Annotated in this window: 21 protein-coding genes; 14 read left to right on the top strand and 7 right to left on the bottom strand. The window is 36.2% G+C overall.

The genetic code is table 11. The annotated features are described in order from the left end of the window. Positions 1-87: 87 nt before the first annotated feature. From EG344_RS22135 to EG344_RS22125, 3 genes are all read right to left on the bottom strand, one after another. Positions 88-1,935 carry a chloride channel protein gene (locus EG344_RS22135; RefSeq protein WP_123911461.1) on the bottom strand — a complete coding sequence of 616 codons (1,848 nt, stop codon included), beginning with the start codon at positions 1,933-1,935 and terminating at the stop codon, positions 88-90. Between the two features lie 219 nt (positions 1,936-2,154). Further along, positions 2,155-3,156, bottom strand: a complete 1,002-nt coding sequence (locus tag EG344_RS22130) for an SDR family oxidoreductase (RefSeq protein ID WP_123911460.1) — start codon at positions 3,154-3,156, stop codon at positions 2,155-2,157. A 36-nt stretch (positions 3,157-3,192) separates the two neighbouring features. Next, complete coding sequence (locus EG344_RS22125) at positions 3,193-4,467, bottom strand: NAD(P)/FAD-dependent oxidoreductase (RefSeq protein WP_123911459.1); 1,275 nt, start codon at positions 4,465-4,467, stop codon at positions 3,193-3,195. Between the two features lie 200 nt (positions 4,468-4,667). Between EG344_RS22125 and EG344_RS22120 the strand changes: the two genes are divergently transcribed. The 7 genes from EG344_RS22120 to EG344_RS22090 all read left to right on the top strand — a co-directional run bounded on the left by EG344_RS22120 (position 4,668) and on the right by EG344_RS22090 (position 13,326). Next, positions 4,668-5,657 carry an aldo/keto reductase gene (locus EG344_RS22120; RefSeq protein ID WP_123911458.1) on the top strand — a complete coding sequence of 330 codons (990 nt, stop codon included), beginning with the start codon at positions 4,668-4,670 and terminating at the stop codon, positions 5,655-5,657. 90 nt (positions 5,658-5,747) lie between these two features. Continuing rightward, a complete protein-coding gene (locus EG344_RS22115; RefSeq protein WP_123855891.1) occupies positions 5,748-6,422 on the top strand; it encodes a response regulator transcription factor in 675 nt (224 codons plus the stop codon). 209 nt (positions 6,423-6,631) lie between these two features. Continuing rightward, a complete protein-coding gene (locus EG344_RS22110) occupies positions 6,632-7,927 on the top strand; it encodes a sensor histidine kinase (RefSeq protein WP_123911457.1) in 1,296 nt (431 codons plus the stop codon). Positions 7,928-8,021: 94 nt separating this feature from the next. Further along, positions 8,022-9,056, top strand: a complete 1,035-nt coding sequence (locus EG344_RS22105) for a sulfite exporter TauE/SafE family protein (RefSeq protein WP_123911456.1) — start codon at positions 8,022-8,024, stop codon at positions 9,054-9,056. A gap of 237 nt (positions 9,057-9,293) precedes the next feature. Continuing rightward, the gene (locus tag EG344_RS22100) at positions 9,294-10,046 is read left to right on the top strand and encodes a hypothetical protein (protein WP_123911455.1); all 753 of its coding nucleotides are present in this window, start codon (positions 9,294-9,296) and stop codon (positions 10,044-10,046) included. A gap of 43 nt (positions 10,047-10,089) precedes the next feature. Continuing rightward, positions 10,090-12,507 carry a TonB-dependent receptor domain-containing protein gene (locus tag EG344_RS22095; protein WP_123911454.1) on the top strand — a complete coding sequence of 806 codons (2,418 nt, stop codon included), beginning with the start codon at positions 10,090-10,092 and terminating at the stop codon, positions 12,505-12,507. Between the two features lie 21 nt (positions 12,508-12,528). After that, positions 12,529-13,326: a phosphatase PAP2 family protein gene (locus EG344_RS22090; RefSeq protein WP_123911453.1), complete on the top strand. Its 798-nt coding sequence runs from the start codon at positions 12,529-12,531 to the stop codon at positions 13,324-13,326. A 316-nt stretch (positions 13,327-13,642) separates the two neighbouring features. On the opposite strand, the gene EG344_RS22085 is transcribed toward EG344_RS22090, so the two are convergent. Further along, positions 13,643-14,566, bottom strand: coding sequence for an alpha/beta hydrolase (locus EG344_RS22085; RefSeq protein ID WP_228412800.1), 924 nt, complete (start codon positions 14,564-14,566; stop codon positions 13,643-13,645). A gap of 241 nt (positions 14,567-14,807) precedes the next feature. Here EG344_RS22085 and EG344_RS22080 point away from each other — a divergent pair, with 241 nt between their 5' ends. Then, entirely contained in the window at positions 14,808-16,415 is a 1,608-nt protein-coding gene (locus tag EG344_RS22080; protein ID WP_123911452.1) for a T9SS type A sorting domain-containing protein, read from the top strand. A gap of 222 nt (positions 16,416-16,637) precedes the next feature. On the opposite strand, the gene EG344_RS22075 is transcribed toward EG344_RS22080, so the two are convergent. From EG344_RS22075 to EG344_RS22065, 3 genes are all read right to left on the bottom strand, one after another. Beyond that, positions 16,638-17,441, bottom strand: a complete 804-nt coding sequence (locus EG344_RS22075) for an SDR family oxidoreductase (protein WP_123911451.1) — start codon at positions 17,439-17,441, stop codon at positions 16,638-16,640. A gap of 25 nt (positions 17,442-17,466) precedes the next feature. Continuing rightward, positions 17,467-19,128: an FAD-binding dehydrogenase gene (locus tag EG344_RS22070; RefSeq protein ID WP_123911450.1), complete on the bottom strand. Its 1,662-nt coding sequence runs from the start codon at positions 19,126-19,128 to the stop codon at positions 17,467-17,469. 135 nt (positions 19,129-19,263) lie between these two features. Then, positions 19,264-20,370 carry an SMI1/KNR4 family protein gene (locus EG344_RS22065; RefSeq protein ID WP_123911449.1) on the bottom strand — a complete coding sequence of 369 codons (1,107 nt, stop codon included), beginning with the start codon at positions 20,368-20,370 and terminating at the stop codon, positions 19,264-19,266. 150 nt (positions 20,371-20,520) lie between these two features. Here EG344_RS22065 and EG344_RS22060 point away from each other — a divergent pair, with 150 nt between their 5' ends. The 6 genes from EG344_RS22060 to EG344_RS22035 all read left to right on the top strand — a co-directional run bounded on the left by EG344_RS22060 (position 20,521) and on the right by EG344_RS22035 (position 24,486). Further along, positions 20,521-20,796 carry a hypothetical protein gene (locus EG344_RS22060; protein WP_123911448.1) on the top strand — a complete coding sequence of 92 codons (276 nt, stop codon included), beginning with the start codon at positions 20,521-20,523 and terminating at the stop codon, positions 20,794-20,796. Positions 20,797-20,878: 82 nt separating this feature from the next. After that, complete coding sequence (locus tag EG344_RS22055) at positions 20,879-21,307, top strand: rhodanese-like domain-containing protein (RefSeq protein WP_123911447.1); 429 nt, start codon at positions 20,879-20,881, stop codon at positions 21,305-21,307. A 1-nt stretch (position 21,308) separates the two neighbouring features. Then, positions 21,309-21,812 (top strand): TlpA family protein disulfide reductase, encoded by a 504-nt coding sequence (locus EG344_RS22050; RefSeq protein ID WP_228412799.1) that lies wholly within the window; start codon positions 21,309-21,311, stop codon positions 21,810-21,812. A gap of 443 nt (positions 21,813-22,255) precedes the next feature. Beyond that, complete coding sequence (locus EG344_RS22045; RefSeq protein WP_123911445.1) at positions 22,256-22,642, top strand: DoxX family protein; 387 nt, start codon at positions 22,256-22,258, stop codon at positions 22,640-22,642. A gap of 76 nt (positions 22,643-22,718) precedes the next feature. Further along, positions 22,719-23,804, top strand: a complete 1,086-nt coding sequence (locus EG344_RS22040; RefSeq protein ID WP_123911444.1) for a sensor histidine kinase — start codon at positions 22,719-22,721, stop codon at positions 23,802-23,804. Next, positions 23,785-24,486 carry a LytR/AlgR family response regulator transcription factor gene (locus EG344_RS22035; protein ID WP_185145575.1) on the top strand — a complete coding sequence of 234 codons (702 nt, stop codon included), beginning with the start codon at positions 23,785-23,787 and terminating at the stop codon, positions 24,484-24,486. The genes EG344_RS22040 and EG344_RS22035 overlap by 20 nt, the downstream gene beginning before the upstream one ends.

The raw sequence follows: 24,486 nt of genomic DNA, 5'->3' as shown, positions 1-24,486 counted from the left end.
ATTTATTTTTTAACGCAGAAGGCATAAAAGTTTTTAACAATAAGTTATTTTAAGATACTACTACTGTTTGAAAGGTGGTTTAACTCTTTAATCTGAATACTCCTTCAACAATTTTCTATAACTCATCAGAATAGAAGACTTGGAAATAAACCCAATAAAAACATTATTTTCATTGACAACAGGAAGATTCCATACTCCGGTGTCATCAAAAATTTGAAGGATTTGAAGAGGCTTATTTTCAGGATGGACTATCGCAGGAGGAGCCTTGATAATCTGAGCAACCGTTTGGCTAGTGTCAATTTCTTTATTAAAAAGATAGGGCCTGATATCATCCAGCGTTAAAACACCTTTTAATGCTCTGGTCTCATCTACGATAGCAAAAATATTTTTATCTCCGTTCTTTACCAATTCAAAGAGGTCTGTAATAGAAGCATTTTCCTGAATCGTCTGAGAATATTTATCGATAAAATCCTCTGTTCTTAGAGCAAAAAGTAAGTTTTTATCATGTTTATTGGTAAATATCTTTCCTTCATCTGCAAGGGATTTCAATTCCGGAGAAATAGGAGAGAACCATTTGGCAATAAGATATGAAATGATGGAAACAATCATCAAAGGAATAAACAGATCATATCCAAAGCTGGATTCTGCGATCAGGAATATTGCTGTAAGTGGGGCATACATTACGCCACTCATGGCTCCGGCCATTCCTACCAGAACAAGATTGGTAACCGGGACATCTGTAAATCCAATATGCTGGCAAACCAATGCAAATAAATACCCTAAGGTTCCACCGGCAAAAAGAGAAGGAGCAAAATTTCCTCCATTTCCGCCACTGAATATGGTGAATGAAGTAGCAAAAGCTTTTAATAGCAGTACGAGTACCAAAAAAACTATAATCGTCCAATCTCCAATTTCAAAATACCTGAAAAAGCTGTTTTCTATAATTGAATGTGTATTTCCGTTGGTAAAAGCCTTCACCGTTTCATATCCTTCACCAAATAAAGGAGGGAAAAGTACACAAAGCAGGGAAAGAACAGCTCCTCCAAACATGGCTTTACGCATTTTTGAAAGCTTAAGTCCTTTTATAAAATGCTCCACTTTTTGGGAGATAATCACAAAATATCTTGCATAGAGTCCTGTTACAAGGCCTAAAATAAGATAATAAGGCAGATTTTTATAGTTAAAAGCTTCTCTGGTATAAAATCTGAAAAGGACATCCTCCTGAAGCAGTATCCTGGACAAAAGACTTCCACAAACTGCTGCAACGACCAATGGAATAAAGTCTGTAAAAACCACTCCAGTCAGGAGAATTTCAAAGGCAAACATGATTCCGGCGATAGGTGCATTGAAAGCCGAAGCTATTCCGGCTGTGGCTCCCGCTGCCAGTAATAATGTACGTTCCTTATAATTGAGTCGGTAAGTCTGTGCATAATTTGATCCTATGGCAGCTCCGGTAACTGCAATGGGGCTTTCCAGTCCGGCAGAACCTCCCAGTCCAACGGTAACTGCACTTTGGATCACCTGTGAGTACATTTTTACAGAAGCTACGATGCTTGAATTTTGAGCAATTTCGTACAGTATTGCTCCAATTCCTTTTCTATCCTGGCCTTTAAACAATGTTAAAACAATCATTGTGGTCAGAACAATTCCTAAAAACGGAAAAACGATATAGAATAGGATCTGATATTCAAAATGAACTTTATTGGTAATAAAATAGTGAATATTATGTACCAGTGTTTTCAGAATAACTCCGGCTAAACCTGCTGTACATCCAACCAGGATTCCGGAAAGCACAAGAAACTGATTCCGGCTCAGCCTATTGTTTAGCCAATGCAGAATAAGCTCATAACTGCGTGCTTTTTCCAGTCCATATTTTTGGAAATCTCTTTTAAATTTTAGAAAACTTAGGTACTTTTTTTTGTTGTGAATTTTCACCTGGGAAGAATTTTAATGCGAGCCTCAATTTGAAACTGCTGTGTAAATTTATGAAATATCTTAGAGAAACTTACCCAAAACACGTTTTAAAAACTTCCCTAAGATCAGGAAAAGATTCTTATTTTCTATTCAGAATATCTTAAATTACTCATTTAATCTATTAAAAACCAGCTGTAATATTGATTTTCACATCCCTTATTACAGCTGATTTATATGATGTTACTGAGCTTCATTAATTTTTCTAGACATTCCTGAAAACAGAAATTTGGCAGCTGCTATTCCTAAAATTCCGGCGGCAGTCCATATCAATGGTTTTGCAGAAATAGTGAACAGTGATTTTCCATCAATTCCCATATTTCCTTTGGAGGGTTCTAATACATTTCCTTTTGATTTTTCATCTTTATTGGCTTTTTTCATCACCATTCGCATTGCTGCTGAAGAAACATACCGAACAACACCGGGAAAAATTTCATAAATACTTTTAAAAGCCACTGCTGACCAGTCCGGATAAGATGCTTCAGTAGGATTTTTTGCTGTTCTTACAATAGAAGCGGCCAGTTTTCTTGGGTCAAATGATGGAGGAGGAGTACTGAGTTTGATTCCTGAATAATTAGCGGCATGTTCTATTCCTGAAGATTTCTGGAAACCGGGATACAACGCACAAATATGGATATCCGGAAAATCTGACACTTCACCCTGCAATGTTTCAGTCATTCCCCGGATACCGTATTTTGAAGCAGTATAAGCTGTTCCATAAGGAGCCGGCATCCATCCGCCAATCGAAATATTATTAAGCAATACTCCTTTTTTCTGCCGTTTAAAAACGGGAAGTACCGCATGAGCTGCATGCATATATCCTAAAAGATTTGTTTTAATAATCTGATCGGTAACATCTACTGGAATTTCCTCAAATTTTCCAAATGCCAGTACTCCTGCATTATTCACCCAATAATCAATTTTACCACTGAACTGAATGGCTTCATTCACAAGATGGGCTACTTCTTCCGCTACAGAAACATCAGTAGGAACAGTAATAACATTAACTCCCAGGCTTCTGCATATTTCTGCAGTTTCTTTCAAAGCTTCTTCATTACGGGCTGCAAGAACAAGATCAGCTCCCTGCTCAGCAAAGGCTTCTGCGGTGGCCTTGCCAATTCCGCTTGATGCTCCGGTAATGACAACTGTTTCTCCAAAAAATGGAGGTTTTCTACTATTTTTCATATCAATATATTTAAGTGTGATTCATTTTATCTGGATTCAGGAAGAACCATTATCCGTATTTCTTTTGGGATACAAAATCAGTCTGATAGATGGATTATTCGTTATAAATAAACGGAACCAGTCAAAAGCCAGTTGAAGTTTATTTTTAAAGCCAACCAAAGGAATAATATGGATAAAAAGCCAGGTAAGCCAAGCTATAAATCCTTTGAAAGAATGCTTCGGAAGATCCACTACAGCATTATATTTCGAAATAATAGCCATACTTCCTTTATCATTATATTGGAAAGACTTCAATACTTTTTCATCTTCTATCCTCTTAAAGTTTTCTGCAATATTTTTCCCCTGCTGGATGGCTACCTGAGCAAGCTGAGGGTGCCCGTTAGGATATTTTTCTTCAGAAAGCATAAGGCAAATATCTCCTAATGCATAGACATTTTCCATTTCATCTACTTTATTGTAAGCATCTACCAATATTCGTCTTCCTTTACCAATACTTTTTTCGGGCAATCCAGCAACTTCACGACCGATTACTCCGGATGTCCAAATCAGGGTTTCTGTTTCAATTGTTTTACCATCACTTAAAATAACTTTACCATCTACATAATCCTTCACAGCTACATTCAGAATAATTTTCACTCCCAGCTCTGTGAGCTTTTTATAAGCAGTTTCCTTGGCCATATCGCTCATAGGAGAAAGGAGAGAAGGAAGGGCATCTACCAAATAGAGATGGGAAAGTCCAAATTTTATTTCCGGATATTCTTTCTGGGCAATGTATTTTCCCATTTCAGCCAGCATTCCTGCAAGTTCAACACCTGTAGGACCACCACCGGCAATGACGATATTCTGAAGCTTTTCAGCTTGTTTTACATCCTTATTGCGGGCGGCTTCTTCAAGGGTTAACAAGATATGGTTTCTCAGATAGAGCGCCTCTTCTATATTCTTCATTGGAAGAGCATGCTTTCTCACATTTTCCATTCCGAAGAAATTAGATTCCGTACCTAAAGCCAGAACAAGATAATCATAAGACAAAGTTCCTGTATCTGTTTCTATAATTTTTTCGTCAGTTTTGATCCTGATCAGGCTCCCCATATGAAATTTTACATTTCTATTATTGGAAAATAGTTTCCGGAAAGGATAACTGATATTGGAGGCTTCTATAAAAGAGGTTGCCACCTGATAAATCAATGGTGGAAAGAAGTGATAATTATTTTTATCAACCAGGGTAATTTTGAATCTGTTGTCGCTCCTGAGGGATTTGATAAGATTAATACCTGCAAACCCTCCTCCTACGATTAGAACATGCTTTTTCATATTAAGTGGATATTGAAGTGGTGTAGTCTAATTCATTCAAGAACAAGACCAAAGGCTTCAAAACATAAAATATTTAACATAATATAAGAAATCCCAATATCTCTATAATAGAAAGGATTTCAATGATAGAACTTACTTTTTCTTTTGAGGTCTGCATGATGTTTGCAGCGGTATAGATAACACCATAAAAATATTTTAATATGAAAACGCCGCTTTTAACAGACAAACACAGGTTAGGAATAGGAGGAGTTGCTATAGGTACTGCTTTTGAAAATATAACGGATGAAGAAGCTCATAATATTCTTCAAACTGCCTGGAATTCAGGAATTAGATATTATGATACCTCTCCCTGGTATGGGCTCACCAAAAGTGAAAGAAGATTTGGAGATTTTCTTAAAAATCAGGATCATAATGAATTTATATTTTCCACAAAAGTAGGAAGACTCTTTCATCAGGTTCCTGAATCTGAGGTACCGCCTACCATGTGGAAAAATCCTCTGAACTTTGATTTCGAACATAATTATACTGCAGATGCTGTAAAAAAATCTATTGAAGAGAGTCTGCAAAGAACCGGATTAAGCCATATCGATATTGTTTACATTCATGACCTGTCTGAAGATCAGGTAGGTGACCGCTATCCTTATTTCTTGAAGCAGGCTAGAGAAGGAGCTTTTAAAACTCTTTCCGAATTGAGGGATCAGGGAGTTATCAAAGCATGGGGAATGGGAGTCAATAAAATTGAGCCTATTCTAGACTGTATTGAATCTGCAGACCCTGATATTTGCCTTTCTGCTACCCAATACTCTATATTGGAACATGAAGATGCAGTGGACAGACTTCTTCCGGCAGTAAAAAAAGCAGGAGTAAAACTGGTTTCTGGAGCAGGATACAATTCCGGATATATTACAGGACGTGAACGGTATAATTATACAGATGTGATTCCAAAAGGTATGGAACAAAAACGGGCAAGAATAATGGCCATTGCAGAGAAATATAAAATCAATATTGTTGATGCAGCTCTTCATTTTGTACTTGCTTCAGAAGATTTTGTTTCTATTATTCCCGGTGCCAGTAAACCTGCACAGGTACAGAGTAATCTGGAAGCACTGCACACTCAGATTCCTCTTGGTTTTTGGCAAGAATTGAAAGCAGAAGGATTGATTTATGAAAAAGCAGAGGTTCCTCAATAGAACATCAATTTGTTTTTCATTCAATGTATTCTCAGGCTTATTTTGTTGGAAATTCAAAATTTCTTCAAAATTTAATCATAGATTTATCGCATGAAAATTCTAATTATTGAAGACGAAGCAGAACTCGCCAAGAGTATTTCCGAATATTTATCTGTGGAAAATTATCTCTGTGAAAATGCTGCTACTTTCAGTGAAGCCATGACCAAAATAGATATGTTCGAGTACGACTGTATCTTATTGGATATTATGCTGCCCGATGGAAATGGGCTTAAGATTCTGGAGGAATTAAAGAAGCAAAATAAACAGGACGGTGTTATTATCATATCTGCCAAAAATGCTCTGGATGACAAGATTGAAGGTTTAAAATTGGGCGCGGATGATTATCTTACCAAGCCTTTTCACCTTTCTGAGCTGATGGCAAGAGTCTATTCTATTATTCGTAGAAAACAGTTCAGCAGTTCTAATGTTGTAAAGCAAAATGAACTTCAGATTGACCTTCTGGCAAAAACAGTAGCAGTAAATGATGAAATTATTTCTTTAACCAAAAAAGAATTTGATCTCTTAATCTATTTTATAGGGAATAAGAACAAAGTAATCTCTAAAAGTACTCTTGCAGAACATCTCTCTGGTGATTTTGCCGACATGCTTGATAATCATGATTTTGTATATGCTCATGTAAAAAACCTCAAGAAAAAATTATATGATGCGGGATGTGGGCATTATCTTAAAACGGTCTACGGGACGGGGTATAAGTGGGAAGCTTAAATGAGTCGCGGGATTCATGGTTCGTGATTTGGGATCTAAAAAATAAGTTTCCAGCTCCATTCGAAGTGAAAAAATAATAAAATATTTTCAACCTTTTAACGGGTAAGATCACAACCAATAAAATACTAAATTGCATACAGTAAAAATAGATCTCCATGTCAAAGTACACCAACTTTACATGTTAAACATTAAACCTTGAACTACACCATTTGAAACCTCTACTTAGCAAAACCACCAAACCTTTTATCATCTACGTCCTTATCGTTCTGATGATAAGTATTCCTGTGTATTATTTTGTAGTGGATACCATCTGGCAGGATGAACTGGATGAACATAATCAGATTATTGTAGAGAAAACGGCCTATAAATTCAATCATTTACAGCTTTCCGATGAAAAACTGGAACAGAGTATAGATCTTTGGAATCATATTCAACCTGAAACCGATATTGAGAGAATTACCAAAGATCAAATAAAGAAAGACAGTGTTTATATTACAGAAAAACATCTGCCATTTATCTCTGAGCAAAAAAAAGAACGTTATCGATGCCTGAAAAAGGTAGTATATATTCATGATAAACCTTATCTGTTTACTGTAGAAACCAATATTGAAGAGTCTCATGAAACAATTGGGATCCTTGCAATGGTCACGGTATTCTTCTTTGTAATAATATTGGTAGGAATTCTTTACCTGAACAGAAAGTTCTCCGCATCAATCTGGAAACCTTTCAGAAGTACTCTTAACCAGCTAAAAACCTTTAATCTTAACAGCCAGAGTAAAATAGATTTCCCAACATCTGATATCACAGAATTTCAGGAACTGAATCAATCTGTTCAAAAACTGATAGAACGTAATATCTCTGTCTATAAAACTCAAAAAGAGTTTACGGAAAATGCGTCTCATGAACTACAGACTCCACTTGCCATTATTAAAAACAAGCTGGATCTTTTGCTGCAGGATCAGGATCTTACTGAAAAGCAATACCGCATTGTGGAGGATATGAATAAAGCACTTACCAGAAGTTCCCGTATTAATAAGAACTTATTGTTGCTTGCCAAAATAGACAATCATCAGTTTGATAATTCTGAAAGTATTTCATTTGACCATATCCTAACACAAAGTATTGACATTCTTGAAGAACATTTTGAGCAGAAAAATATAGCTCTGGAGAAAAATATAGCCTCTAATGTTAAGGTAAATGGTAATAGCAGTCTCACTGAGGTTATGATTAATAATCTTATCATCAATGCTATCCGACATACCACTCCTAATGGATTGATCTCAATAAGGTTGACGGATTCTGTCTTTGAAGTTTCCAATTCGGGAACTCAACAACTGGATGAAGAATTATTATTTAAACGGTTTTCAAAATTATCAGCGGATAGTAATGGAAGTGGGCTAGGTTTATCTATCATCCAGGAAATCTGTAAATTTCATCACTGGATCATCAGCTACAGGTTTGAAAACGGCTATCATATTTTTTCTGTCAGTTTATCATTTTCTTAACATTTACAATCTAAAAATTCAAAATTAATTCTAAATCGGTTGGCATCTTTGTACTGAAAATATATACGTACTGAAGTGTAAATTTTATTTAGAAATGATTTTAAAAATTGCCCTTTTATTCGCAGGAACCATTCTTGCATTCTGGATCAGCGCTATCTGTGGAGGCGGTGCAAGTCTCATTCTGATTCCGATCCTGAATCTTTTGCTTCCTACCTCGTTAGTTCCTTTTTCTTTAACAATCGGAACGTTTACCAGTTCAGCTTCTCGTATTGCAGTATTTAAGCAGCATATCAACTGGAAAATATTTTTATGGTTTGTTCCATTTTCTATTCCGGCAGTGCTGTTGGGTGCTTATTTGATTAAATATGTAAACCCTAATTATCTGCAGTTAATCGTAGCATTCTTCCTGATTGCCAATGTGCCCCAACTCTTTGCTTCTAAAAACAAAACTGAGGAAACTGGAAAAGAATATCCAAAATCGGCATTGGCACTTATTGGTTTTTCTGCAGGTTTCATTTCGGGAATCACAGGCGCTGTAGGATTGCTTTTTAACCGTTTTTATCTAAAGTTCGGACTTAAAAAAGAAGAAATTGTAGCCACCCGTGCCGCCAATGAAATTTTTCTTCACCTTATTAAGCTTATCATTTATATTTCATTAGGATTATATTCTAATATGGCTCTATGGCTGGGAATTGCCATTGCAGTAGCTGCTATTGTTTCTTCTTATACCGTGAAATATATTCTGCCTCACCTTAGTGAAAACTTGTTTAAAAAGATAGGATACGGTGCCATGGTAATTTCTGGAATTACTTTATTTACAAGCACATCGGGAAAAATTGTTCAGCAGGATCAAATTGAGATCAACTCTTCATCTACAGCAAATAAAAATGTTTACACCATGTCCTGGAGAAACACGCGTGTGGTTATGGAATATAAAGCTCAAGGAGGAATAGAAATAGAAAAGAGTGTGCAACCTGACGAATTGTCCGGACATCTGAAAGAACAGTATCATACACTCATGGAACATTATGATGAAGTTCATGTTGAGAAAGTATATGTATTAGGAAAAAAGACCTCTCATGAATTTTATTGTTATAAAGACAATGTGCTTACAAAGTATAAGGCTTAACGATATAGAAACATGATGATGAAGCATTTTATCATTAAAGATAGAATGTGATAAATTCTCTCGCAGATTTTGCTGATGACACAGATTGTATTAGTTAATCAGTATAGTTTTTATCTGCCACGAATGAACAAATAAATTTGATTTTCACGAGTCTTAAAACAATTAATGTGTGTTAGGAAATAGAAAAGTGTACAAAACTTAACCTTTTGAAGGTTGGCCCCAATAAAAATAGATACAATGAGAACCGCAAACAAAGTAGCAGCAGTCACTATACTTTTCTGGCTTATGAAAATTGTAGCGACCACCTTAGGAGAAACCCTTGGAGATTTTATTTCCATGACCTTGAATTTGGGTTATTCTAAAGGAATTCTCATCACCTTATTCTTTTTTATTTTTATATTATCCATACAGCTCAGTGTCAAAAAATATATTCCGGCAGTATACTGGCTGGTAATCATCGCAACGACTACGCTGGGAACAGAAATTTCAGATTTTATTGACAGAACATTGAAAGCCGGGTATTTAGCTGGTAGTTTAATACTTCTTTCCGGGCTCTTATTTTCACTTTTTTTATGGTATAAAAAATATCATACCCTTGAAGTATATCCCATTTCTGAAAGAAATAAAGAATTCTATTACTGGACAGCCATATTGTTCTCTAACAGTCTTGGAACTGCATTCGGAGATTTCCTGAGTGATAATTTAGGACTGGGATATATGACCGGAGCTTTTATTACCGGACTTATCATCCTGATCGTCGTACTGCTTCATTATTTTACCAAGATCAATCATGTCGTTCTGTTTTGGATTGCCTTTGTATTTACAAGACCCTTTGGAGCTACTTTTGGGGATCTTTTAACCAAACCGATTGCAAAAGGAGGGCTTGATCTGGGAACCATTAATGCCTCTTTGGTATCTCTTGTCTTAATGACAGTGATGATTTTTATTTCACAGCGAAAACAAAACAACAAACCATCTTTTCAAAATTAAAATTCCATACTATAAATAATAAGTAATTAAAGCCCAAAATATAATGAACAGATCGAAATTTTTACTTTTCCCAACTGTTGCTATCTCTTCTATGATTACAGCGCAAGTCACATCAGTTACTTTTTCCGGAAAAGTGACTAATAAGGATAAGGAAGCTCTTCCTTATGCCAACCTTATTTTAAAAAAGGAAAAAGATACAGCGTTTGTAGCCGGAACGATTACCAATGAAGAGGGAAGGTTTTCTATTGCTGGGGTAAAACCTGATCATTATTTTCTGGAAACTTCTGTAGCAGGATATGATGTATACAGACAATCTGTTTTTATCGGTAGTCTTTCTGAGTTTTTAGAGATTCCGACAATAGAACTTAATCGAAAACAGGAAAAGGAAACAAAAATCGAAGAAGTAGTGGTATCTGCTTCTAAAAAAAATGAACTGGATAACAAGCTTGATAAAAAAACGTATTCTGTAGCGGATAATATCAGCCAAAGTGGAGGATCCGTACTGCAAAGTATGCAGAACCTTCCCGGTATTACTGTACAGGATGGAAAAGTACAATTGAGAGGAAATGACAAGGTAACCGTTCTTATTGACGGTAAGCAGACCGCTCTTACCGGATTTGGAAGCCAGACAGGACTTGATAATATTCCGTCTTCAGCTATTGATAAAATTGAAATTATCAACAATCCTTCTTCAAAATATGATGCCAACGGTAATGCCGGAATCATCAATATCATTATGAAGAAAAATAAGCAGAATGGCTGGAACGGAAAAGTAGGCTTTACCACAGGGCTGGGTTCATTGTGGGTAAGAAAAGAGAACTTACCAACCATCAGACCTCAATATACATTGACTCCTAAAATTAATCCGTCTCTTTCCCTTAACTATAGAAAAAATAAGGTCAATCTATTTCTACAAGCCGATAATTTATACACGGAAACGCTGAATAAAAATGAATTTGTAACCCGTACTTATGATGATGGAACGGTTATCAATTCTCAGCTGAAAAGGAACAGAAATACCAATTTCTTTACTACAAAAGCAGGATTAGACTGGAATATTGATGAACACAATACGTTGACGGTTTCAGGAATGTACGGAAGTGAAAAAATTATTGACCGTGGAGATCAGCCATTTTTTAACGGAGATCAATCTCAGCGCCTTCGTCTGTGGCAATTTCTGGAAGATGAGCTGAAAACGACAATCATGGGGAGTGCCTCTTATCAGCATAAGTTTAAAGAAGCAGGTCATTTATTAAATGTTGGATTCAATTATACATTTCACAGGGAAGATGAAAAATACTTTTATGATAATTACTTACCTGCTTCTACCGGAACCGATGCTTTTAAACTTTTGTCAGATGAGCAGGTATATGATTTCAACGTAGATTATATTAAGCCGTTAAAATATGGAAGAATTGAAACAGGAATTAAACTGAGAAGCAGAAGTATCCCTACCAATATGAACTTTATTCCCGGAGCAAATTCAGTACTGGATGTATCGGCTGGGGGTAAAGCGGACTATAAAGAATTTATTCCGGCCGTCTATGGAAACTATATTTTTGAGAATGAAAAATGGGAAGCAGAACTTGGATTAAGATTAGAATACGTAAAAATTGAATATGATGTGAACCCTAATCATCCTACTTATAAAAGTGATGGATATAATTATACTCAGCCATTTCCCAATTTTAGATTAGCTTATAAACTTAACGATCGTAACAAGTTTTCAGTATTTTATAACAGAAGAGTAGACCGTCCGAATGAGGTAGATATCAGAATATTTCCAAAATATGATGATGCCGAAATCATCAAGGTTGGAAATCCGGCATTAAGACCACAGTTTACGAATTCCATTGAATTGGGATATAAATATAATTGGGATAACGGATATTTATATTCTGCCCTGTATCACCGCTTTGCGAATGGAACCATTACCAGGATCTCCAGCATTGTACCAGGCAGTAATCTGATCTATGCCATCTTTCAAAATGCAGACAAAAGTTATAATACAGGGTTAGAAGCAATATGGAATCAAAAGGTTTCTGATGTATATTCATTCAATATTAATGGAAATATCTATCGCAACCAGATCAATGCCTTTACCGTTCAAAATTTATACCCTGAACCTAACACATTTTCTGCTGATAGACAAACCGCAGTGTCCGGAAATATAAAGCTGAATAATATTTTTCGTTTTTCAAAAGGGCTGAATCTTCAGGCTACAGCAGTTTATCTGGCACCGGATGTTATTCCTCAAGGAAAAATAAAAGCAAGATTCACTATGGATATTGGATTGAAAAAAGCAATTCAGAAAGGAAAAGGAGAGCTTTTCTTAAATGCGTCTGATCTCCTCAACACTATGGTTATTAAGAAAAATATTCAGGGGATGGGGTTTGCCTATACCAGCAATGACTATTACGAAACCCAGGTTGTAAGACTGGGATACAGTTATAAGTTTTAATTTAAAACCAATCTACGTCAAATGAAAAGGTCCTGTCAAAAATTACTGATCTATTTACTAGTTTTCACCTCAGTTATTAGCAAAATCAATGCTCAGAATAATGATACTATTATTGTTGAGCCTAAGCAAGATAGCCTGTCTGCTATCCATACCAATAAACTGAATTATAAAAGTTTGATTATTCCTGCAGTGTTTATCAGTTATGGAGTAGCGGGTTTAACATCAGATAAGCTTAAACAGCTTAATTTTTCTACCCGTACAGAGATTAATGAACATCAACCGGCACGAATGAACCTGGATAATTACACCCAATATGCTCCTGCAGTGATGGTATACGGATTGAATGCTATAGGAATAAAAGGAAAACATAACCTGAGAGACCGAACGATTATCTATGCTTCTTCACAACTGATTTCTGCAGCGTTTACTATGCCTTTAAAATATCTAGTCAAAGAGGAGAGGCCCGATGGATCAAACACACTTTCTTTTCCCTCCGGACATTCTGCGACGGCTTTTTCTTCAGCTCAGTTTATGTTCAGAGAATATAAGGATACCAATTTCTGGCTCAGCCTTTCCGGATATCCGTTCGCTATATTTACAGGAGTATATCGAATGTTGAATGATAAACATTGGCTGGTAGATGTTGTTGCAGGTGCTGGGTTTGGAATTCTATCCACAGAATTGGCCTACTGGCTTTTCCCAAGGATCGATACTATGCTGCGTGGAAAAAGTAAAACTAAAAACCTCTCAAGTTCTACGATGGTTATGCCTTTCTATCAGAATAAAATAGTAGGAATAGGATTGGTGAAGAATTTCTAAGTTAAAGCATTAAGATTTTTCTAAACACTCCTAAATACCAATAATTATTGATACAAGAAATCGGCGGCCTATGGCCGCCGATTCTTTATACTCAGACTAAAAAATTACTGTATGATTTTTTAACACAAAATTTTAGAACACTTATGCTATATTTTTAAAGAAGCAAAGATGGAATCAACAGAGTTGATTCGATGAAGCAGATAGATAACATTCGCTTCACCAGAATCAATATCCATTTAAATAAAAACTTTGCGTTAAATTTAAAATTAATACAACATACTGTCGCACAACTTTTAGCGTCTGATCCAAAATTGTACTATAGATTTGCTTGATAAAAAGGAATCAATTTATCCAATGCAATTTTTACAGGCTCCGGCTGGTCATACAGCTCATAATGTGACCATCCTTCCGCAATAACAAGCTCTTTTTTCTCTGATCGGGCTCTTCTCATAATTTCCAGCCCGTCTCTGTAGGCTCCAAAACCTCCTGGCCTATCTCCGATAATCACCATCAAGGGCTGTGTCAACAAGACTTCTGCCAGATGAAAAGCATCCCAACCCACTGCAGCGCTGCTTCGGGAATATAAATAACTGGTGGCTCCGTGAGGTTTTTCTCCTCTTGAGGTCTTATAATATTCTGTAGCCTCCAGTACATCAATATCTTTAATTCCTGCTGCTTTTCCAGCTTCCACAGATGGTGGTAAAAACTGACCTACCAATCTTTCAGCACCTCTTACTTCTGCAGTACGCTGTTCTGCAATTTTTTCCAATGCTTCAATAGGATTCCAGTTTCCAAATGCTTCTCTCCAAAGTCTTCCATAGTTAACCCCTGTAACGCTTCCTATAGCTTTGATACGGCGTTCTGTCATTGCTGCATTGATGGCATAACCACCACCACCACAAATACCCAAAACACCAATACGGTTTTCATCTACATAGGGAAGGGTAGCAAGATAGTCACATGCACAGCGGAAATCTTCCACTCTTAATGTAGGATCTTCAATGAAACGGATGTCTCCGCCACTGGCACCCTGAAATGAAGCATCAAATGCCAATACTACAAATCCTGCATCTGCCAATGCTTGTCCATACACATTTCCGGAAGTTTGTTCTTTACAGCTTCCTATCGGATGGGCACTGATGATGGCTGCATATTTTTTATTCTCGTCAAAGTTAGGTGGGAAATACAGATCTGCTGCTACGTCCCAGTTAAGGTTTTTGAATGTTACTGATTGAATCATAATACTTGTTTTTTAATGATTAACACTGTGATTATTTTATGATACAAATGTACAGTCGCCCATTTTCAAAACAGGTAGACATATTACCTGAAAACGGATACATTTTACTGATGGGCTTTAAAAAAATCATTTCATATGCCAAACTAAATCTAACAACACCTGCTAAAAATGATAGAATTACCGGTATTTATTCTTTGATAAACCCTATTTTTGCGCTTCTAGATTCAATAAACTAAAAACCATGAAATTCAATTACAAAAAAACGCTGCCTGTATTGGCTGGGCTCTTTTTCTCAGGCTTTAGTATGGCACAGGCTCCAGCTATAGAGTGGCAAAAATCTTTAGGAGGAACAGGAAGTGACTATGCAAGCTCTATCATTCAAACAGCAGATGGGGGGTATATGATTTCCGCAACTTCTGCTTCCAATAATGGTAATGTAACCGGGAATCACGGAAATTCAGATTACTGGCTCATAAAATTAAATGCAACAGGAACTCTTCAATGGCAAAAATCTTTGGGAGGAACAGGAAACGACTATGCAAGCTCTATCATTCAAACGGCAGATGGCGGATATGTGGTTGCCGGAACTTCCGAATCAAACAATGGTGATATAACAGGAAATCATGGATTTACAGATGGATGGGCTTTAAAATTAAATTCTGATGCCGGAGTTATTTATTGGAAAAAAGCTTTTGGAGGAACCAATTATGATGCTATCAGTAAAATGATCTCAACAACAGATGGTGGATATCTATTTGTGGGAAGCTCTTCTTCAAATAATAATGGTGATGTACCCGGAAATAATGGGTATATAGACTATTGGATCGTAAAAATAAATTCTGATGGAAATGTCCAATGGAAAAAATCTTTAGGAGGAACAGGAGATGACAGAGCTACTTCCGTTGTTCAAACTACAGACGGTGGGTATGTAGTTGCCGGATATGCCGAAAACAACAATGGTGATGTAACAGGAAACCATGGAGGGAAAGATTACTGGATCATAAAATTGAATTCTGATGGCGGAGTGATTTATTGGAAAAAATCTTTAGGTGGTTCCCATCAGGATTTAGCAACATCTATTGTAAAAACTTCAGATGGAGGTTTTATTGTAGCAGGTCATGCTTTTTCTAATGATGGAGATGTAACGGAAAATCATGACGGAACTGATTACTGGGTTGTAAAAATAGATGCAACAGGAAACATCCAATGGCAAAAAGCTTTGGGTGGAAGCAAAGCTGACTTGGCTTCTTCTATTATTCAAGCCACTGATGGTGGGTATTTGGTTGTGGGAAGCACCGCTTCAAATGATGGTCAGGTAACAGGATATCATCCCCCTTCAGGATCAGGTACCGGAGAAATACCTCTTTCTTATGATTATTGGGCTGTAAAACTTACTCCTACAGGAAATATTCAATGGCAAAAATGCTTTGGAGGATCGGGAGTTGATAGTGCGAATTCTGTCATTCAAACTACAGACGGTGGATATATAATTGCCGGAGGCTCTAATTCAAACAATGGCGATGTAACAGTAAATAACGGAAATGATGATGTTTGGGTTGTAAAACTTGCTCCGGAAATTCAATTGGCTACTAGCGAGGTTGTGAAAGATGTCACAGCTACGATAAATGTTTTTCCTAATCCTGCAAAAGATCATATTACATTAAAACTTGATTATTTCACACCATCTATGGAAGTTACCATTACAGATATGTTAGGAAAAACTGTTCATCAACAGAAATTAGAAGGATTAAGAACAAAGATCAATACAAGTCATCTTGAAAAAGGGGTTTACTTTTTGACTCTCCCAAATGGGACACAAAAACTAACTAAAAAATTCATTATAGAATAATATTTATACTAAAAATGATAGAAACCACACTTTTTGTGTGGTTTTTTGCATTATATAAGGCTTCTAATGCTTATATATAATTTTCATTCTGATGAAGGAATAATCTAAGCTATAGATGAGATTCTTCTTTTGTCAGAATGACACAGCAGAATCACTAAACAATAGATCTTATTATAAAATTGTATATACTTACCTTATTAATTATTATTCAAATAAATTTCCTCAGACTACTTTTGCTTTTCGGATGATCTTTGCCAGCAGGGCTGGGAAGAAGCGTTTCAGATAAACGCCCAATACTTCTTTGCCGCCAATGGCTTTTTGATTCTTCTTTTTTTCAATGGCATTCAGCATTTTTTTTGCAAAAATATCCACAGGCATTCCATTATGGGTTGCGTCATCCATTGTTCCCTGTGAAGAGCCGTCACCGGTTACCGCATGAATGGAAATATTGGTTTGTATAAATCCCGGACAGATAATCGTTATCGAAATATTTTGAGTGTATAATTCTGCACGCAAAGCATCAAAGAACCCATGAAGAGCATGTTTTGCAGCTGCATAGCCACTTCGCATCGGTGCCCCGAAAATTCCCATAAGACTTGAAACTACAGCAACCTGTCCTCCTTTATTTTGAATCATATAGGGCACTACCGCTTTAGTTAATGCTACTGTCCCGATAAAATCAACATCCATTAAGCGTTTATCTACTTCAATATCAGTTTCCATCGCTAAAGAACGCTGGGATAGCCCTGCATTATTAATTAAAATATCTATTTTCCCAAAAATTGCTATGGCTTTAGCAGCTATTGCAGGCATTTCTTTATAGTTCTTCAGATCTAATGGGAGTACCGCATATTGATTCACGGTAATCCCGATACTTTCTGCCACTTCATAGAGCTGTTCTTCACTTCTGGAAGAAAGAATCACTTTTGCATTGCTATTCTCTACTAATTCTTTTACCAAAGCTTCCCCAATTCCTGACGAAGCTCCTGTAATCCAGACTACTTTATCATTGTAATAGTTGCTCATTGTATGTCTTTATTCATTTGAATTATCATTTTAATCCGGCAATATACTTTCCGGCTTTCATTCCTGAAAAAATACATCCACCTAAAAATGTTCCTTCCAATGCCCGGTAACCATGCATGCCACCACCTCCAAAACCTGCTACTTCACCTGCTGCATAAAGTCCTTCAATAGGGCTATCGTCTTCTTTTAAAACCTGTCCGTTCAGATTGGTTTTTATCCCACCTAATGTTTTTCGGGTTAAAATATTAAGCCGTACTGCAATTAAAGGTCCATTTTCAGGCAATAAAATCTTATGCGGAGCAGCAACCCTTCCAAGTTTATCTCCTAAATAACTTCTGGTACTCCTGATATAATTAACCTGTGTATCCTTTGAAAATTTATTATCCAGTTCTCTGTCTCTGGCTTCGATCTGGGATTTTATCTTTTCATAGTTCAGAAGATGATTACCTGCCAGTTGATTCATTTTCTCCACCAGGTCTTTCAGATTATCTGATACAATGAAGTCTTTACCATGCTCTTTAAAGGCTTCTACAGGACCGGGAGCTTTTTTGCCAAAAATCCTTTTCAGAAAAAGGGAATAGTCTTTATTGGTAATATCCGGATTCTGTTCTGAACCAGAAAGTGCAAATTCTTTTTTAATGATTTTTTGTGTGAGAATAAACCAGGAATAAGAATATCCTGTATCCTGAATGTATTTTAATGTTCCTAAGGTATCAAATCCTGGCAGGAAAGGAGCTGGAAGACGTTTTCCTTTAGCATCAAACCATAGGGCAGAAGGTCCCGGAAGTATTCTTATCCCATGATTCGGCCAGATGGGATTCCAGTTTTGTAGTCCTTCCGTATAATGCCACATCCTGTCACGGTTGATGATATCAGCTCCTGCATCTTCAGCAATACCAATCATTTTACCATCCACATAAGCAGGAACTCCACACACCATATTTTCCGGAGGTGTACCTAATCTTTCGGGCCAGTTCTTCCTTACCAATTCATGATTGGCACCTATACCTCCTGAGGCAATGATAATATGAGTTGCGGAATATTCAAATGGAGAGATAATGTTTCTATTGGTGGCAACACCTCTTTCCTGAGCATCATTTTCCAGAATATCACCTCTCAGACCAACTACTTTTCCGTTTTTGACGATCAGTTCTGTAACTCTGTGCCGGAATTTCATCTGTAACAATCCTTTGTCTTTCGCTTTATATGCTTTCTCAACAAAGGGTTTTACCACACCTGTTCCTGTTCCCCAGCTTACATGAAAACGGGGAACAGAATTTCCGTGTCCGGTGGAAGATCCATCACCACGTTCTGCCCAACCTACCATAAACATCAATTTGATTCCCAACTTAGAAATGTACTCATACTTTTCACCCGCTGCAAATTTCAGATAGGCTTCTGCCCATTTGCGGGGCCAGTAATCTTCATCACGATCAAAACCTGCGGTACCTTTCCAGTCCTGTAAAGCCAATTCATAAGAATCTTTAATTCCTATTCTCCGTTGTTGGGGTGAATTAATCAGGAAAAGTCCTCCGAATGACCAGAAAGCCTGTCCGCCTATGTTCTGTTCAGTTTCCTGATCCAGAAGCAATACTTTTTTTCCGGCATTGGTGATTTCCATGGCAGCAGTAAGCCCTGCCAATCCGGTTCCTATAATAATCGCATCAGGCTGGAATGTTTCTTCCATGATAAAGGTATTTTTTTAGTTCACAATACTTTATATAAATGTATAAAATATCTGGATTTAAATAAGCAAAGTACTTTCAAAAATCATAAGAAATTAGCATACATAGCGACAGGATTAGAAATCAATGAAAATGTTTTAGGTAAAAGGCCCAAATTCAACACTGGCGCCAAGCTCTTCCAATTGCTTACGGTCATATTCAAGCCATTTGCTGTAGCCGGTTTTGAATAATATTTTTGGCTTTTTACTGAGTTCGAGAGCTTCGGTTCCGGAGATACCGAATTCTTTTTTCAGTACAGCAATAACCTTCATTTTATTGGGGCCGATATCAGTAATGTACAAACTGGCTTCTGAGCCTAATAATTCATACGTTTCTATTGGCTCCGGGTCATATTCTTCCTCTTCTTCAATACTTGTATACACTTCTTTCCATAAAGGGTTTCCCAGATCTATATTTTCATTACAATAATCAATTAAACTTCTTTTATCAGCTCTTAAATTCTGAATATCATTCAATACTTTCTGAAATGCTTTTAAACTTTCAGCTACTTGTATTGGCTTCCAATCTCCTTGTCCGTGATATGCGAAATATACAGGGAAATCATTTTTAGCTTCATTCAAATCAATAAAAAAAGGATCTGCAAAATAATTAGAAGCCAAAACAACCCAATCCGGTTTAAAACCTCCCGGAACATCATCTGTCAGAACTTTATTTTCCACCGAATTGTAATGGTACCCATCCTGGAAATAATAAATATGTTCCGCAGAAGCATAATTTTCCGGTAAGGCAAGCCCTTCAATAATGACAGATTCTTTCAAAAACTGCAGAATAGGAGGAAAAGAAGCTATTGCCTGAGCTAAAATTGTATTTTCTTTTTGTTTTTTCTCAATATCCGCCTCTGAAATGGTATTTTGTATTTTTTCAAAAGGAAATTTTCGTTGCATCCAATGCATCAGATCCCGATCCAAAACTTCAAAATACTTTTCCTGTAATGTTCCATACGAACTCAGATAGACTTTTGTATTTCTGCCATCTTTTGATATAACAGCAACCTGTCCTCCGGAATCGTCTGCAATAGGAATATATCCGGGAATAAATTCTTCAAATTCATAGGTATCATAGCGTTCCTGAATATCTTCCATAGTACGGAATACACGGACTACATCAGCAACGATCTCATCGTTGAATTTTTTAGTAAAAACTTTTATAAAGTTGGTCCAATGTTCAGGAGGATTGATCTTCATAGAATAAAAAGAAAACTTATTTTAAATCAAAAAAGGTACTCTTAAATACCTAAAACCACAGCCCATGCTTGGCTATGATTTGTTTTTCACCACTAAATTACAAAAAGAGAATTCATTTGATGTTTTATCTTTGTTAAAAATCATATTACAATGGAAGAACCTAAACCTTATCCGGTATTTGCCATAGATAAAGATGGAAACCGATTCAGCATTGACGCAGCATCTATTATCATACAGCTTGAAGAAGAGGAGATTGAGATATCGTTACTCCCGCCACATCCTGTTTTCCAGGGAAAACTGACATTGACTACAGGTTCTGCTATTCAGGGACGTGAGCAGGAGAGAGGAGCAGGCACCCGACTGATTATAGAACCGGGAGCTTCTAATGTAGTCCATATTACTCCAAAAAAGAATGAAAACCTCTAAAATGCCTGTAATAATCAGGAAACAGACTCTGGAACCTTTTAAAGTTCAACAAATCATTTATATATTTGTGAAAAATAGAAGTATGAAGTATTTGTTTATGATGGTGTGCTTTGTGTGCTCCATTTTCAGTCAGGCACAACAAACACAGGATCCGTGGAAAGACAGCCAGCTGATGGATCCGGCATTATTAGCCTCAAGAATTGTAAAGCACAAGACTAAGGATTTATTAATCATTTCTGTAGGTCCTGAAGCTATCATTAAAGGTTCGGTAGACATTGGTCCGACCCATGAGCCGGAAAACCTGGAAAAATTAAGAACTTATCTTAAAGACATTCCTAAAAATAAGGAAATTGTAATCTATTGTGGATGCTGTCCTTTTGTAAAGTGTCCGAACATCCGTCCTGCATTTAATGTATTGATGGAGATGGGCTTTAAAAACGCCAAGCTTTTAAATCTTCCTAAAAATATAAAAACCGATTGGCTGGATAAAGATTATCCAACAAATGATTAATATGAAAACAAGTTTTATTATATTGTTTTTGAGCCTGTTTTCTGGATTTGCATTCGCTCAAAACAAAATTGAAATAGGGAAGAAGGCTCCTGAAATAACAATGTCTAAACCGGATGGCTCTTCATTTTCACTTTCAAGCCAAAAAGGAAAGCTTATCCTTATTGATTTTTGGGCAACCTGGTGTGCTCCGTGTGTAGGAGAACAACCTGAACTGAAAAAGCTGTATGAAACCTATTCGGATCAGGTGAAAACCAATAAGTTTGAAATTGTGGGTGTTTCTTTGGATAAAAATAAAGAAAGCTGGCAGAAAGCTATTGACCGATTTACGATCAACTGGATACAGATCAGTGATTTAAAATTCTGGAAGAGCCCTGTTGCAAAAGCTTATGAAATAGATGAACTTCCTTTTAATGTTATTATTGATGGCGAAGGGATCATTATTGCGAAGAATCTTCATGAAAAGGAACTTGAAGAATTTTTAAAGAAAAATTTAGGTCAAAATTAAGACCGAAAGAATAACAATACAAAAGAGTGGTCAGGATGGCCACTCTTTTTACATTGACAGCTATTTGTGCATTAGAATCGACGCTGAATTTAGCTATTCTCACCAATCAGAAAATTATAGAGGGAAAATGTTTCCCAATTGATGAGTTTTTTCAGTCAAGTTTCATTAATTTCTGTAATTAATACTGTAAAAATAAGAATTTAATTTATAAAAATCACAATTAAGGGAATAATTAAAATGTTAATTTACCTTTAAATAAGCAATAAATCATTAATAAAAGAGGAGTAAATAAATAGAAATATTTGTTAACTATCAGAAATAAAATAAGTTATAACAGATCATAAAGAATAATTTTTAATCAATGAAAAGAATTTCGTATGCTGTTAAAAGCAATTGATATACGATAAAACCTACTATTTCTACATGATAACTACCTTAGTTTCATGAAAAATAACTACTACCTGAGACTTGCACTCTCTGTTATTCTGTTTATGCATAGTGTAATCTCTATTTTGAGTGGAGATGTCAATCGTTTTGGCATGAACTATCTGGATATGATAGGATTCTCTCCAATAGGGCTGTATCTAGCCTGGATAGTAAAGCTTACCCATTTTGCTTCCGTTTTCCTTATTTGGATAGATCGGTGTATAAAGCCTGTTGCTATTTGTAACATCCTGATTTTTGTGTTAGGGATCTACTTTATTCATTGGGAAAATGGTTGGTTTGTGGTAGGCGGAGGAACTAATGGGATCGAATTTAATGTTCTGTTAATCTTCAGTTTTATCAATCTCATGTTTCCTAAAATCATCTTAAGGAATAAAGTAGGGTAGTTTATAGATAGATCGCAGACATTGATAGACTATATATTTCTATATTTGACTGAATCTTATTATTTTATATTTTTAAATGGCAATAAGTGTAACATCAGATCGTAAATCTAAACTAAAAATTCATCTGTTTTTTTGGATATTGTATTATATTCTGGAAGTTTATCTTGACTTTTACTGGTCCAGATACCAGTTTCCGGATTTCATCTGGCAGTTGAGACTTCAGAATACGCTTATTCTTGAATTGGGTTATTTATTGATTAAAATTCCTCTTGCCTATTCCTTGTTGTATGTGTATGAAAAGATACATTTTACTAAGGTTATTCAATGTATTTTCTATGTTCTGATCGTGATACTGGCAGTTTTAGGACACCGGGTTTTCACTCATTATATTATTTATCCTTATATCTATGGCGTTATAGAGACTTTAGACAGCAAACAGCCTTCCGGATTTATCAACGGTCTGGTTGCTTTCAATTCCTTTATGGATCTTATTTTTATGGTAGGACTGGTTTTCGGGGTAGAGATTACGAGGCAGAAAAACATGCTGAAAGAGCAGATTTCTCAATTGAAATCGGAAAAGCTGGATCAGGAACTTACGATGTTAAAAGCCCAGATCAATCCTCATTTCCTATTCAATACACTGAATAATATCTACGGAATGGCTCTTAAAAAGGCAGATGAAACCCCTGATGCTATTCTCCAGCTTTCCAAAATCATGCGGTACAATATTTATGAAGCTGCTGAAAAAAATATTTCTATAGAAAAAGACCTTGAGAATATTAAGGATTATATACAGATTCAGAAAATAAGACATCATCATCTTAGTGTACATTTACAGGAAAATATTGACAATCCTGCTCAGGAAATTTCACCGCTTATCCTGATTCAGTTTGTTGAAAATGCTTTTAAACATGGTATTTCCGAAAGTCTCGGAGATTCTTATATCACCATTGATATTGAACTGAAAGACGGAATTCTTACCTATCGTATTGAAAATTCCAAGGAAGAAATACCCCATCAGCATTCTACAAAAATAGGACTTAAAAATATCCGCCGCCAACTTGAACTGCTTTATCCTAAACACAAGCTAACTGTGAATGACAAAAGTGACCGATATATGGTTCAACTCAAAATTGATTTCAATGATACATCCAGCCTCTAAAAAATACAATTGCATTATTGTAGAAGACGAACCCATTGCTGCAGAAATACTGGAAACTTTTATTTCCCGTGATCCGGAACTGAATTTTATAGGAAAATGTTCCAATGCTGTACATGCAAGCAACCTTTTGAGCACTCATGAGGTAAACCTTATGTTTTTAGATCTTCATCTTCCAGTGGTGAAAGGCTTTGATTTTTTGAAACAACTGAAAAACCCTCCATTTGTCATTGTAACAACAGCCTATCATCAATATGCAATAGAAGGTTATGAACTGGATATTGCCGATTATTTACTGAAGCCCATTCCTTATGAACGGTTTGTTACAGCTGTTGGTAAGTTTAAATATTTAATGGAAGCCGAAGATGCTTTGCTGGAAATAGCTGAGCGTGACCATATTTTCATCAGCAGTGGTAAAAAACAGATCAAAATTATTCTTCAGGATATTTTCTATATCGAAAGTTTGAGGGAATACATTCATATTCACACTAAAACAGAAACTCTCACTTTTAAAATGCCAATAAGCAGGATGGAAGAAACCCTGAATCCCAAGATGTTTACCCGCATCCATAAATCTTATATTATTTCCAAACCTAAAATAGAGGTAAAATCTGCAACTATGGTACAGATTAAAGGGAAAAAACTTCCGATTGGGAGAACTTACAAGCCGTTTATTGATTGGTAG

It is taken from the genome of Chryseobacterium sp. G0162, from assembly GCF_003815715.1.
In the GTDB taxonomy this organism is placed as follows: Bacteria; Bacteroidota; Bacteroidia; order Flavobacteriales; family Weeksellaceae; genus Chryseobacterium.
The sequence above is the reverse complement of the archived record's forward strand: the minus strand, read 5'-3'. Positions and strand labels throughout refer to the sequence as shown.